A 13,329-nucleotide genomic window follows, 5' to 3' on the forward strand; every position below is an offset into this window, starting at 1 on the left:
TATCTTCTAAGAGAATATTTTTTTATTCTTGCTTTCAAAATATAGTTCACCGCTTCAATTTCTGAGAACCCCCTCACTAAAGTCTATCCGAACACTATATATAGTGTTTGGATAGACTTTTATTATTCGGAAGCACAATATATCCTATTCCCTAACTTTATTTTATTCTCAATTTATGATAGAATAAATGAGAACGTTAGTTTGTTTTTTTAGGTTAAAAAGATTGTTGATATGTATGTAGAAAAAATTGGAGGGAAATAAATGGAAAAAACAAAAGAACAACTGAAAAAAATCTTGGAAAAAGTCGATTTAACAAAGACACAACGAGATAGGGCAATTGACCTCTACACCAATGTTTGTAAATCAATAGAAGAAAAATCTGGATTAGAAATTTCTTTTTACGCTCAAGGCTCATTTGCAACTAAAACAGCTATTCGACCTTATAAAAACGGCAGAGACCGTGCTTACGATGTTGATGTTATTTGTGAAGTCAATGTTACGAAAGAATCAATTAGCCCTAAAATTCTAAAAGAATACTTTAGAAATGCTTTGAAAGATAGTAGATATTCAAATACTTTTGAAGAGTCAGACAAATGTTTTACAATTGAATTTAAGGAACAGGATGGGGTAGATTTCTCTATTGATATAATCCCAAGTGTTCCTGAAGATTACAGGACAGTTCAACTATTAACTGGCATAACTGAGAATCCTCATTTGGTTAAAAGTTCTGTGGCTATCCCTAACACTCTTGAAGAAAACAATTACTGGATAACAAATAATCCTAAAGGATACGTAACATGGTTTGAAAATGAAATTCAACAATTCCATAGTAGATACTTATTAGAAAAACGCGATAATAGCTTTTCTGCTTCTATTGAAGAACTGCCTGAGGATGAATTTAACAATAATTTATTGAATATCATCAAAATATTAAAGCGTACTAGAGATGTCTTCTACTATCGCCGAAACTCTGATAATAAACCTTCTTCAATTATTATTACAACAATTATTGGAAAGCTAGCAAAAAATTTAAGACCCACTTCTAGTGAATTAGATTTACTAATACAAGTTATTACACAACTACAACAACTTAAAAACTATCCTACCAATAGTTTATCTAAAAGAATGAATGTTACTGGATATGCAATTTCAGATATTATTACTCGTGATATGGGACAGTGGGTATTAAATAATCCAGCAAACGGTAAAGATAATATTTTAAATTCTTGGAATGAAGATGAAACTAAAGCTAAGGATTTCTTTATTTGGATTGATAATTTACAAGATACATTTGCAACATTAATAGAAAAAAATAATGAAGAAAGAAGTGTCACTGAGATTTATAATGCATTTGCGATTGACTCACCTGTATCAGATACAGAGAAAAAACAATTTTCGGTAACTTCTAATTCATCCAAGCCATGGAGAGTAAAATGATAGATTTTCCACATGTAAAAAATCTATTTAATTCTTTAGGCGGAATTAGAATAGCATCTTTTACAAATCAAGAAAAATCAATTATTGTGTTATTCGATTTTGATGCTAAAGTTGCAATTAATGGAGCAAACTTTTTGATTGATTACAAAATCCACTTAGAAATTCCAAAAAATTATCCCATTGAGCTACCTATTGTCTTTGAAGCAGGAGAAAAGCGAGTTAATAATTTTCCACATGTTAATCCTGATACCAAGGGAACGTTTTGTTTGGGTACAGAATTGGATATAAGAAGAAAAATGAAACCTGACTATTCTTTAGATAAGTATATCTCTCTAATTGCTGAATTTTTAGGAACGTATGAGTATTATAATAAATATGGGGTTTTTCCACATGGAGATCGTGGACATGGAAATTTAGGGATTTTAGAAACATATAAAGAAGTTTTTAATGTGACTACAAATCAACAAGTTTCAAATCTTATGCAAGTGAATAAATTAAAAAATGAATACCGAAATAAAAAATGCCCCTGTAATTCGGGTTTGAAGTTTAAAAATTGTCATTGGAGCACATTAAACTCTATTCTTTCTAATCCATTAGAGCATGCACAAATGAAAAAAGATTATATATTGCTAAAGGGAGGTTAGTTATGGAGGTATTAGAAAAACAAAATGAAAGCAAATCGCTGAGAATACAAACTACAGCGAGATTGCTGTATAATAGAGCCGATACTATTGATATAATACAATGGATTATTGTTCTATCACTTCCTATACTTAAGATTTTTTTCTTGCAAAGTATATTTTTGAACTATTTGATGATGATTTGGTTCCTCGCTTCTTTCATATTAGACTACTATATCGATAAGTTTACTGATACTGCTGCGGAATTAAAAAAAAGTTTTGATTATTATGTATATGGATGGACTAATGATTTTCAAGAAAAATTGATTCATCTATCTAAAACATATGAAGCTAGGAACAAGGAATTTTTTAAAAGACAAACTAGCAATTCTGGAATTGATAAACCTAAAGGAGTAAAAAATTGGTACACAACTGTGGAAAAAAATATGTCTCAAGAACAAGCAATTAAATCAGCCATGAGAGAAAACATTTATTTCGATAAAAGAATTAATAGTAGTGCTTATTTCTGCGTATTAATATTTGTAGGAGTATTATTTCTTGTACTGTCAACTTCTGGACTAACTTTTTATGAAGTGTTATTTGGATTATTTGTCACCTTCGCATCATTTACAAAAAAGCTATACTCAACTTTTGTAAACATGAAAAAAGCGTCTAACATAAATTCCAATATTGAAAACTTGCTGTGTGATAAAGATACTGATTTAATTTACTTGCAATCTGAAATTGATAAAAAACGCTCAATCTCTAGAACGTCCAATAAACTAATTTATTTTTTCCAAACTAAAAAAATACATGAAGAAGTATCTGTTTTTAGATCAGATAAATAAAAGATGACCCTAAATGAGTCATCTTTTTATCTATATAAATTCTACATAGGACTCATTTATAAACTCCCCACTAGTCCCTAAATCATAATCCCTCCCAATAGCTTCATAATCTATGTAATTCGCCAAAAGCTCAGGAATATCATAATATCCCAAATCTACCAAAGCATATCCTAACCTCTCATGGTCGCTCACTCCTGTATCATCCAATTCAATAATAGTTACCTCAGCACCTCTATTTTCCGCAATCACCCGAACAACTTCATCTGGATAACTCATATATTCCTCTAAACCATCATACCTTTCTGCTAAAGATTGAGGAAAATCATACTCTCCAACAGAAAAGGGCACATCATAATCCGTAATAAAATATTCCTCGTACGAATAACCAAATTCATCTACAAACTCATTTCCCACACAAATCGTTTGATAAGCTTGTGCCAAGTCTTCCTCATCAAATGGAAAGTGTAAATACACACCTAATAAAAACCCTTCATTATAAGCTTTCAAATTAGTTAAATATATCCAATGATCGCTATCTCCGCCAACTCTTTTTCCGTCTTGCTCCATCATCATTTCTTCCGTTACTTTTACTAATTCCATCTTATTCTTCCTCTTCGTCTCTTTTTGACCACCCATTTTGTTTTGAGCTGAGGCGCAATTGACACAGTACTTTTTTTGTTTGATGGAAAGGACGAAGTATTCGAAGGCTCGCCTGATTCCTTGTAGGTAATCAAACAAAATTTCTAAATTACATCGTCCGAACTCGAAAGGGCAGAATGGAACATGATAGAAAGACATAAGGTTGGAAAATAAAAACACATAAAAAAGAAGCTTGCGTATGCAAGCTTCTATTCACTCATGGACTTTAATTATTTTTCTCAATATCTAAAATAGTATTAATGACATCTAAAATCTTGTCTTGTTATGAAGAGAAAGATAATTTATTCATATTTATTTGCAAATTTACTTCCCTTTATTATTAGAAAAACTTTCTTTCACATCACTAACCCCACAAATATAATTCATATCAACATTATAAAATTTAGCAAGTCTAATCATAGATTCTAAAGGGATTCTCGTCTTGCCATACTCATAATCAGCATAAGTTCTCTGACCCACATTTAACAGCGCTGCAACTTCTCTCTGTGTATAATCGTTATCCTCACGTAATGCCCTTATTCGCTTAATATAATCCATAGCCATCCCTCTTTTTGATTATTCTATCCTAGAGTTATAAACTCAATTATACTTTAGAGCTATAAACTCTTAACTTAACTATCTATCATTTAGTATTAAACTAACTTTTTTTAGGAAATGAGTTCTTCACATGACTAATCCCACAAATATAATTCATATCAACGTCATAAAATTTGGCTAAGATAATCATGGAATCTAAAGGGATTCTCGTTTTTCCATATTCATAATCAGCATAAGTCCTCTGCCCCACACCCAACAGCGCTGCAACTTCTCTCTGTGTATAATCATTATCTTCACGTAATTCTCTTATCCGCTTTATATACTGCATGACTTGTCTCCTTTTCTAATTATTTTACGATAGAGTTATAAACTCTATTGACTTTTAGAGCAATAAACTCTAAAATAGGTTTAAGAGCAAAAGCAATGAATGAAAAAAATAGAAATCATTAGGAGGTTCAACATGGCTCACCCAGTAAAAATGATCACCTATCAAGATCTACATAAACTAAATCATTCAATCCAACTATTAAAGAACTGGCACGAAACATTCAGTTCACTAAAAAACAACACCCAAAACCATTTTATTCCCGATAACCTCTTTTATGAGCATGAGCAAATACTAAAAACATTAACTCAAGAAACACACAAACTCAAAACCAAAGAAAAACTGAAAAACATTTTGCTTTAAACTCCTAGCAGCAAATAGGATTTTAAAGTTCATCAGTATTTGCCGAACTAATATTGATGAACGATAAATTTAAACAAGTAGTTTGCTATCTAACTACTTGTTTGTTGTGTTTCGGCACAACTCATTTTCAACAAAAGAAGCCTAGAGAAATTTCCTCTAGACCTCATTATTTTAGTCATGTATTAAACATCCACTACATTCAAATTTTTTTCTCGTGCATATTCATTTATTTTTGTAATTAGTTCATCTTTGTATAAGCATTCTACAAATGGAATTTCACACTGATTATTGATTTCATATTCTGGAAAAACCAAGAAATTCAATCGATCCAGTTTCTTTATAATATACTCGTTTCCTTCAAACTCGCCACTTCTAATTTCATAAGAACTAATAAATTCAATTATTGCTTCGTATAGCTCTTGCTCGTTTATTTCTGCTTGCAAGAATTTTTCTATTATACTCATTATTAATTCTCCCCTCCTTTATTAATACGAGGAAAAGGTCCCATTTCTTTTCGTCTTTAAAAACTCATATCTAAGCCTTACCAAGTTTATCTTTTCCTACCCATTCGCTTCTTTAGACAAAATTTTTCTATACTTCTTTAGTATTCTATCCCCTTCCTCTAAACACTCAGATTAAAATAGAAGCCTATCGTTTTTCCTGTATTTAGGACTTTTTTTGAGTTGAATAATACTTTAGGGAAGTGAAAAAACAACTATTTTAATAAATATCAATTCTTGAAATATCAACTTCTACATAATCATTTTTGTCAATGTCCTTAGGTATATCGCCATCAGATATATCTATTTTAAGCTCTCCTATTTGTAAAATCTCACTGTCCTTATCTACAAGTTTCCCTTGAATAGAGTAGTTACCATTTTTTTGATCTATTACGTATTCCTCATTGAAGTTTTTCACGATATTTCTAACATTAAATCCATAAAGAATATCTGAAAATGCGTCACCTTCTGAAAGAGTACAATCACTACAAAAACATTCAATGGAATACGTACCATCTGAAAGTAAAATATCTGCCTCTTTTGAATCTATATCTATCCAATTTACTTTTTTTACAATAATCATTATATATATCCTCCTATGGTTTTAAGCCCAAGCTAGGTGCTTTTTTAGCCTGCTCTTTTACAGATTTCAAATGTAACGTTGTTATATTACCAGTTGTCCTATCTAATCCTACAAAAGCATATTTGGCACTGCCTTCACCACTAATAAGTTTGATATATCCGTTCATTTCGGGAACAAATTGCCCTTCATTAATTACATGATTTGCATCACTTAAATAATCGGCTATAGTGTAATTTTTTTTGTTTAAAGCCTGCTTCATTTCAGAACCATGTTTTGAAAAATGAATCTCTAATTTTTCAGAACTTCCAAAATTAATTCCAGCTTTCCCTACATCTTTCCCTCTATCAACAGTCTTAACAACATCCGCTGACCTCTCAAACTCTTTCAACGCTTCCCACTCTTTAGCAGTCAGCTTAATCGCGTCTAGCGTATAATCACCATTTCTCATTAGCTTAGCCGACTTCAAAATATCCTTCACTCGATCGATCGGCAATACTGCGAGTAGTAAGAACACACCAGAAGATGAGCGCTGCATCGTCGTCGAATCTTTCGCAAGCAGGATCTCAATATATCGATATTCGTAAGGATTTTAAAAATCTCCGGTCCATACTCTTTAAATAATTCAATATTATGGACACGAAACAGTTCGTGTAACTCTTTTGTTTTTTGAACATCCAGTTTTCCATTACGATAAATCTGATATTCAACGCCATTCGATAATTCCTTGATGACCACATCGATCCGGTCTTTCGGTTGGGCTTTGTTAAAGTCATTTAGTTCTGTGTAGCATTTCCTTTGTGTCTAGTAGCATCCATTTCTAATTCAAAAAAGCCTAGAAGAATTTCCTCTAGACTTTTTTTGAATTGAATAATGCTCTAGAAACTTGAATTTATTCAATAGTGTAGTTACTTTATATAATAATTATTATCTATTTTTAAATATACCTTATTATCTATTTTTATTAAGCTATTCCATTCATAGACTCCTTCTTCACTATCCATGTAAATTATTATTGATTCATGTTCAATAGAAATTGGATTAATTGAAAATTTTGAAGCATTGATACTCTCTTTTAGATAAGTCATATCGTAATTATCATCAGAAAAAAATAATATATTATCTAATACATCTTGCCTCATTTCAGATATATTAGAATAATTTTTGCGCTTGGGATTGGATAACAACCACATATTTATTATATCCTCTTTAGATACTCTTGACAGATTTTCTAATAGTTTTTCATCAAAATAAATATTGTCAATAAATGTTTGAAACTCTTGAGGATCAAATAATATAGGTTGATATTTATATTCGCTTTGAACAACATCAGAGTCTCGCGGTACTGCTACTACAAGATCATTGAATCTTTTCAAAACCGAGTAAAAATATTGTTCAGTACCATAATTCACTTTTAAGAGAATTTCATTATTTACCTTTTTTACAATTCCCAATAATGAGCCACTGTGAATGAGACTATCATTTTTATAAATTTCACACCAATCTTTATATTCACCTGATATAGTATATCTATATTGTTCTATTTTAATTCTCCTTCTATTAGAGTAATTTTTTTATTTATTCTAAGTTTAATAACTTATTAGCAATGTCAAGTTCGTTGTCTCTGAAAAACATGTCATCACCAAACGATTCTACAAAAATTATCTTTAATGTATTCGCTAAGTTTTCTGCTGATAATCGTTCCTTTTTCTTTAAAACATTCACAACTTGTTTTATTTCTTGGCTATACTCATCTTTGGGAGCCATTGGAAATAAATCAATCGGATCCCATTCATTAATTATTTTTTCAACTTTATCATACATAATTTTGCGTACTTTCCAAACAATTTCTTTTATGGATTTATTTCCCTTCATATTTATTCTTTCGTTATCCCAATATATAAATATTGTTTTGAACTGCTACAAGGGATTTTTTAGATTTCCAACCCTTTTTTTACATCTAAAAGCAAGTTATATATTCTATCATCTAAAGTTACATAGCTTTTTAGGTATTTTTCTAAGTAGCTGTAAAATTCTTTGAACGTAATATAGGCTTGACTATTTTGAGTTACGCTTGAATAATCAGCCTCTACATCAACCAAAATATGTTTATCATCTAAAGGTATTTTTAATTGTGATAACTCATACTCATCTAAATCTCCTCTAAAGCAAATTGCCTTACCTTCGACAATATACCCTTCCTGCTGAGAGAACTTTTTAAGAGCTTTTTCAATTCCTAATTTTCTATGAGCTATTTCAAAAAATATATCATCTAAAATCATTTTTTTATCAGCTTGGTCTTCTAAAATTACATAGTTCATTTTCCGTCTCCTTAGTCTAAAATTGGGAAAAAGTTTTTTACATTTCCTGCTTCATCTAAATAACCAATAAACCCCAGTCCATTAGAAGCAGTACCTTCAACTCTTCCACCTATAATTTTTCCGTTTTGCATCGCTTCTACACCTAAGTTATAGATTTCTGTTTCTGAAAAAACAGATGGATCATAAACTGTTTTTGGTGTGTCAATATTCTTGTAAGAAATTGGTTTTGCAATTCCGCCTGTTATATCCTTTTTTGGTATCCGATATTCAATTTCGTAGATGCCCGCAATGGAAGGATGTGGTTTTTTAGATATAATCAAATCATCTAAAGATACCCCTTGACTTCTTAAAGCACTATTAAACTCATCCAAATTATGTCCACCAATAATACCTTTTTTAGTGTTGACATTTTCCACATTCTTTAAATGATTCTTTACATTTTCACCAAATTTAAAATCATTCACTCCACTAACTTTCCCTACATCTTTCCCTCTATCAACAGTCTTAACAACATCCGCTGACCTCTCAAACTCTTTCAACGCTTCCCACTCTTTAGCAGTCAGCTTAATCGCATCAAGCGTATAATCACCATTTCTAAGCAACTTAGCCGACTTCAAAATATCCTTCACTCGATCGATCGGCAATACTGCGAGTAGTAAGAACACTCCAGAGGATGAGCGCTGCATCGTCGTCGAATCTTTCGCAAGCAGGATCTCAATATCATCAATATTCGTAAGGATTTTAAAAATCTCCGGTCCATACTCTTTAAATAATTCAATATTATGGACACGAAACAATTCATGTAACTCTTTTGTTTTTTGAACATCCAATTTCCCATTACGATAAATCTGATATTCGACACCATTTGATAATTCTTTGATGACCACATCGAGTCGATCTTTCGGTTGTGCTTTGTTAAAGTCCTTTAGTGCTTTATACCATTTTTGATTTTTAAAATCAATGATTTTATAGCCATCTTTGCCGCCTGAAAAATTCCCAGCACTTCCTAGAAAGGCTAAGCCTTCAGCAATCGAAGCAATAACTGTTTGGACATCTGAGAAATCACTGCCATGTGCTGCTTCAAAGGCGCTATATTTTTCGAGAATTTCAATTTTCTTAGCAGTTCCTAGCATACTTCTCTTATTAAAAAATTGATTCACAAATGGGACATCTTCAAAAGTTTTCGCTAAAGCTTCCATAATCACATCATTTTCTGCTTGTAGACGACGTAACTCAGCTTTCAATCCTTCCATTTTTGCGGTATCTAAATCATTTTCTGCTGGTCCAACTTCTGAGGTAAAGGCGCTCAAATAAGAGGTAATCGCATCATCAAGAGTGTTTAAGGCATTGCCACTGTCGTTGACACTTCTGAGTAAGCATCGAAATAACTTTTGGTAGACGCCCAACCTGTACCAGATAATTTCCCTGCACTTTGAAATGCTTGTTGCGCCTCTTTAAAAGAATTTAGTTGATCTAACACAGTTAAACGCAACGTTTGGACTTCACTGGCAACACTTTGCCATTCCGTATATCTAAATTTAGGCATCTTTTTCCTCCTCTTGTGCTTGTTTCTTTTTCTGCAGCCATAGGAGGTCGTCTTCTGCTTGGATTTTTTTACGTTCTGTTTGACTGACTAATTCTGTTAGCTCTTCTTTTCCTGCATCAAAGGTTCGGAAGGCTTCTGTTCGTTCGTCTTCTAGCATTTCTAAATCTATCCTAGCTGAACGTTCTGCTTCTGTTCCTTTGCTGTAATAGAGAAATTCTTCTAAGATTTCAGCTTGTTGTTGATAAACACGTTGTAGATCGTTGATTAGAAAATCACTTTCGGTATCCTTTTTCTTTAACGCTGTTTTTCGCTCTTCATATTCTTCGATTTTTACTTGTAGTTGTTTTTCTTCCATAAAGCACCTACTTTACTGCATTTTTTTCAGCCTGTTTGATGGCTTGATGTATTTTTTCTAAGTTTCCAATGTCTTTAGACGCGTTGTTTTTAAACGTTGACACGATGGTACTAAGAGAAGAAACACTGCTTTTCATTGCACTGGCAGCGCTACTTTCTGAAAAACTCATGCTACTTGCTTGTTTTGGTTTGAATGATAAGGATGAGAGACTACTTGTAAATTTACTTGTTAAAGAATTTACTGTCGCTGCATCGGTACTGATTTTATCTGCCATCTGAATGTCTCCTTTGATAAATTAGTTAATTTTATCTACTACATAATACTCATCTTTTTAGCTAAATTGCCCAACCATATAATTGCTTTTGGAAATATTATGTAAGATAAGAATACCATATTGAAAACTATAGACTTTATCAGATTATTCAGTGTTCCTGTAACTTTTTGATAAACCATTGAATCGCTTAAATGTTATTGGAAAACTCTTTCTTTTTGTGTAAACTAAGTAGTTGATATAGATTATTGATAAGACCTTTAGAAAATAGCACTCTGAAAAGGAGGAACAAAAATGAAAACAAAAATGCCTGAAATTCTTTCTTTCATTTCAGAAGAAGCTGTCAGTAGAAAAATGACCAGTGAGGAAATTGCCGTTCACTTTGGTTATGATAAACATCACTTTAGTCGGAAATTTAAAGAAATCAATGGATTCAGTGTTGCCGAATTTCTCTCTAGTTTAAAAGTTGAAAAGGCGATCTTTGAACTAGATGAAGAAAAGCGAATACTCGACCTACAAGAACGTTCAGGTTTTGAAAGCAGCGGTAGTTTCACGAATACGTTTAAAAAATATACAGGTAGTTCTCCTAGAGCGTACAAAACGGAAATGAGTGCACTTTTTGATGATATGAAACGTTTTGAAACGGATGATGAGAATCAGTCAATCACGCATTTTGAAGAAAAGAGTCATTCTTTTTGCACCGTAACGATTGACGTACCTGATGGATTTGAAACGGGGATTATATTTATCGGACTTTTCCGGACACTTATACCGAATCATATGCCTATATCTGGATTAGCTACTAAAAATTTAATCGGAAATACATTGAAAAATATTCCAAGTGGAGACTATTATCTATTAGCTTGCGGGATAAGCCGTTCTAATAATATTCTATCTTACTTTAACTTAGGCAATAGCTTGAGGGGGAAAGAAGATGACAAGTTATCTTTTCCAAACTGTTCTGGTAATCATTATACGATCAAACTGAGAGAACCAATACCAGAAGACCCGCCAATATTAGTGAATGTGGGGAAACTTTTGATCTCTCGTTTAAAGAACACAATCTAGGATAATATTATTTGACCGTGAGATGATAAACTAGTCGTAAGTTGATGGAATGGAGGAAATAGTTATGAGTTTAAATGTAAAGAGTGTCACTGTAGGTCTACCAGTAAGTAATTTGGAGGAATCTGCACTTTGGTATGAAAAGCTTCTTATGAGTGATGAAAAAATCAACCCTGTTGAAGGCGTTATCGAGTATCCAGTTGGTTCTATTTGGATTCAACTTTTCGAAGAAAAATGAATGTTTCAGAGAATGGTTTACGTTTAGGAGTAGAAGACTTAGACAAAGAATTTGAACGGTTAAAATCACTTGGCGTAATCGTTGACGAGGTGATAGAGGATGTACCTGGTATTCTTCGATACGTTGATTTCTCTGATCCTGATGGTAATAAGTTATCGTTCTATTGGTTATATGATCAAGAGTAGATTTAGACAGTACTTAATGCTAAAACAACGAATAGGTGATTCGTCGTTTTAGCAATTCTGACTTTAATTTATCAAATTACATCTATTAATAAAGCCATGAATCCTTTACTGAAAAAGAGGCCACGGCTTTTTTATTCATTTAGTACAATCTTTTTCAACAAAAAAAGAGGCCTGCGGCAGACTTCCCTTCAGATCTCATAATGGTCACTTATAATTCTATAAACTAGCTTCATTACTATTAGCTGAATTGACAGTTTACTCCTTTTGCCTACTCATCTAATAATTTTCTTTTATTTCTCGCTATAAAGGCAACTACAAATAGTAGTATTCCTGAAAAGACAAAAACAATATTCACACCTAACGTATCTGCTACAGCCCCCATTAACAATGACGATAAAGAAAAGGTTGCAGTATTTAATATACCTGTTGCAGCATACACAGATGTTAATTTATTTCTATCAACCTTCTGTTGTAAGATTGTCGCCTGAGGGATATTCTTAACTTGCATAAAAACACCTATTAGAATTGAATAGACTAAAATAAGAAGTGGATTTCCTCCTAAAGCAACGAGGAATGTAATAACTCCGCCTAGGATCGAACTGATGACTATTACTTTAGATTTATTTTTATCGACCATTACATTTAAATAAAATACAAGCATACTTCCCAGAGCAGCGCCGAGAAAATAAGTAGCATTAATATAGCCCCACCAGTTCTCTGAAACGTGTAAAACATCTTTCACAAAAACCAATACAACGGCTGAAATCCACGCCGTATTTGCAATACTCTCAAGTATATCCATACTCACAATTGTAAATATAATAGGTTGTTTGCGTATTTCCTGCCATCCACAAATCAAGTTTTTCCATCTATCTTCATCAGCATTATCAGTCGTAGAAACGGTTGGTAAATACCAAAAAGCTAAAGTAGCAATAGCAAAGATACCAACATTGATCCAAATCAGGCCTGAAATAGAGAAAAGTATCAATAAAGAAGAGCCCACTGCCCAACCTCCGATACTGACAATTTGAAGCATTGTACTGAAAATACTATTCGCACGTATCAAATAAGACTTTTCAGCATAATGAGGTATAAGTGCCCTGGTGATTGGTTCTGCACAACCATCTAAAAAAGAAATACTAAAAATAAATGTATATAAAAAGAACAAGTTTTCATTATTTACTTTTAAATTCAAATACACAGCTAATCCTATTAATATAAATGTTTTAAACAATTGCGTTTTCCGTAAAACTTCTGTCAATGTAGCATAATTAATCAAAACCGGTGTCAACACTCCTGAAAATACTGTCCCAACAGTCATAATAACTGGTGCTAAAGAAGCAGCTAACGCAGAGTTTGTTAGTGTAAAAACCGAACTCACGACAGCAATTGTATATATAATATCGCCAATATTCGCAAACATTTGACCGATAACAAGCTTTTTGAATGCTTTATTTTTTTCCATTTTTTTCTCACCT

General features: G+C 32.3%; 20 protein-coding genes. 6 read left to right on the forward strand and 14 right to left on the reverse strand.

Annotation, left to right across the window (positions count from 1 at the left end):
* Positions 1 to 261 precede the first annotated feature (261 nt).
* The 3 genes from V192_RS0105925 to V192_RS0105935 are packed head-to-tail and all read left to right on the forward strand — an operon-like array spanning position 262 to position 2,905.
* The gene (locus tag V192_RS0105925; protein WP_025869922.1) at positions 262 to 1,437 is read left to right on the forward strand and encodes a nucleotidyltransferase domain-containing protein; all 1,176 of its coding nucleotides are present in this window, start codon (positions 262 to 264) and stop codon (positions 1,435 to 1,437) included.
* Positions 1,434 to 2,081, forward strand: a complete 648-nt coding sequence (locus tag V192_RS0105930; protein ID WP_025869924.1) for an SEC-C metal-binding domain-containing protein — start codon at positions 1,434 to 1,436, stop codon at positions 2,079 to 2,081. Before V192_RS0105925 ends, V192_RS0105930 begins: the two co-directional genes overlap by 4 nt.
* A 2-nt stretch (positions 2,082 to 2,083) precedes the next feature.
* Positions 2,084 to 2,905 carry an S-4TM family putative pore-forming effector gene (locus tag V192_RS0105935; protein WP_025869927.1) on the forward strand — a complete coding sequence of 274 codons (822 nt, stop codon included), beginning with the start codon at positions 2,084 to 2,086 and terminating at the stop codon, positions 2,903 to 2,905.
* A gap of 30 nt (positions 2,906 to 2,935) precedes the next feature.
* Here V192_RS0105935 and V192_RS0105940 read toward each other — a convergent pair whose 3' ends face one another.
* The 13 genes from V192_RS0105940 to V192_RS0106005 form a co-directional block, all read right to left on the reverse strand.
* On the reverse strand, positions 2,936 to 3,505 hold the full coding sequence (locus tag V192_RS0105940) for an antirestriction protein ArdA (RefSeq protein WP_025869929.1): 570 nt from the start codon (positions 3,503 to 3,505) through the stop codon (positions 2,936 to 2,938).
* A gap of 363 nt (positions 3,506 to 3,868) precedes the next feature.
* Positions 3,869 to 4,102, reverse strand: a complete 234-nt coding sequence (locus tag V192_RS0105945; RefSeq protein WP_025869931.1) for a helix-turn-helix domain-containing protein — start codon at positions 4,100 to 4,102, stop codon at positions 3,869 to 3,871.
* Between the two features lie 100 nt (positions 4,103 to 4,202).
* On the reverse strand, positions 4,203 to 4,430 hold the full coding sequence (locus V192_RS0105950) for a helix-turn-helix domain-containing protein (RefSeq protein WP_025869933.1): 228 nt from the start codon (positions 4,428 to 4,430) through the stop codon (positions 4,203 to 4,205).
* Positions 4,431 to 4,972: 542 nt separating this feature from the next.
* Positions 4,973 to 5,254, reverse strand: a complete 282-nt coding sequence (locus V192_RS0105960) for a hypothetical protein (protein ID WP_025869938.1) — start codon at positions 5,252 to 5,254, stop codon at positions 4,973 to 4,975.
* A 256-nt stretch (positions 5,255 to 5,510) separates the two neighbouring features.
* The gene (locus V192_RS0105965; RefSeq protein ID WP_025869940.1) at positions 5,511 to 5,873 is read right to left on the reverse strand and encodes a hypothetical protein; all 363 of its coding nucleotides are present in this window, start codon (positions 5,871 to 5,873) and stop codon (positions 5,511 to 5,513) included.
* A gap of 13 nt (positions 5,874 to 5,886) precedes the next feature.
* Complete coding sequence (locus V192_RS0105970; RefSeq protein WP_025869942.1) at positions 5,887 to 6,408, reverse strand: hypothetical protein; 522 nt, start codon at positions 6,406 to 6,408, stop codon at positions 5,887 to 5,889.
* Between the two features lie 370 nt (positions 6,409 to 6,778).
* A complete protein-coding gene (locus tag V192_RS21155) occupies positions 6,779 to 7,324 on the reverse strand; it encodes a hypothetical protein (protein ID WP_239644583.1) in 546 nt (181 codons plus the stop codon).
* 124 nt (positions 7,325 to 7,448) lie between these two features.
* Complete coding sequence (locus V192_RS0105980) at positions 7,449 to 7,745, reverse strand: DUF1871 family protein (RefSeq protein ID WP_239644584.1); 297 nt, start codon at positions 7,743 to 7,745, stop codon at positions 7,449 to 7,451.
* Positions 7,746 to 7,804: 59 nt separating this feature from the next.
* On the reverse strand, positions 7,805 to 8,191 hold the full coding sequence (locus tag V192_RS0105985) for a hypothetical protein (RefSeq protein ID WP_025869951.1): 387 nt from the start codon (positions 8,189 to 8,191) through the stop codon (positions 7,805 to 7,807).
* Positions 8,192 to 8,202: 11 nt separating this feature from the next.
* Positions 8,203 to 9,501 (reverse strand): CdiA family toxin C-terminal domain-containing protein, encoded by a 1,299-nt coding sequence (locus V192_RS21735; protein WP_025869953.1) that lies wholly within the window; start codon positions 9,499 to 9,501, stop codon positions 8,203 to 8,205.
* 29 nt (positions 9,502 to 9,530) lie between these two features.
* The gene (locus V192_RS0105995; RefSeq protein WP_025869955.1) at positions 9,531 to 9,737 is read right to left on the reverse strand and encodes a hypothetical protein; all 207 of its coding nucleotides are present in this window, start codon (positions 9,735 to 9,737) and stop codon (positions 9,531 to 9,533) included.
* Entirely contained in the window at positions 9,730 to 10,092 is a 363-nt protein-coding gene (locus V192_RS0106000) for a hypothetical protein (RefSeq protein ID WP_025869957.1), read from the reverse strand. The genes V192_RS0105995 and V192_RS0106000 overlap by 8 nt, the downstream gene beginning before the upstream one ends.
* 7 nt (positions 10,093 to 10,099) lie before the next feature.
* On the reverse strand, positions 10,100 to 10,366 hold the full coding sequence (locus V192_RS0106005; RefSeq protein WP_025869959.1) for a DUF3130 family protein: 267 nt from the start codon (positions 10,364 to 10,366) through the stop codon (positions 10,100 to 10,102).
* Positions 10,367 to 10,657: 291 nt separating this feature from the next.
* Here V192_RS0106005 and V192_RS0106010 point away from each other — a divergent pair, with 291 nt between their 5' ends.
* The 3 genes from V192_RS0106010 to V192_RS21995 all read left to right on the forward strand — a co-directional run bounded on the left by V192_RS0106010 (position 10,658) and on the right by V192_RS21995 (position 11,851).
* Complete coding sequence (locus V192_RS0106010) at positions 10,658 to 11,431, forward strand: helix-turn-helix domain-containing protein (RefSeq protein WP_025869961.1); 774 nt, start codon at positions 10,658 to 10,660, stop codon at positions 11,429 to 11,431.
* Between the two features lie 64 nt (positions 11,432 to 11,495).
* The gene (locus tag V192_RS21990; RefSeq protein WP_239644585.1) at positions 11,496 to 11,666 is read left to right on the forward strand and encodes a hypothetical protein; all 171 of its coding nucleotides are present in this window, start codon (positions 11,496 to 11,498) and stop codon (positions 11,664 to 11,666) included.
* Positions 11,663 to 11,851: a VOC family protein gene (locus V192_RS21995; protein WP_239644586.1), complete on the forward strand. Its 189-nt coding sequence runs from the start codon at positions 11,663 to 11,665 to the stop codon at positions 11,849 to 11,851. Before V192_RS21990 ends, V192_RS21995 begins: the two co-directional genes overlap by 4 nt.
* Before the next feature lie 268 nt (positions 11,852 to 12,119).
* Here V192_RS21995 and V192_RS0106020 read toward each other — a convergent pair whose 3' ends face one another.
* Entirely contained in the window at positions 12,120 to 13,316 is a 1,197-nt protein-coding gene (locus tag V192_RS0106020; protein ID WP_025869964.1) for an MFS transporter, read from the reverse strand.
* Between the last annotated feature and the right edge of the window lie 13 nt (positions 13,317 to 13,329).

The organism is Enterococcus crotali, assembly GCF_000633635.1.
GTDB lineage: Bacteria > Bacillota > Bacilli > Lactobacillales > Enterococcaceae > Enterococcus_L > Enterococcus_L crotali.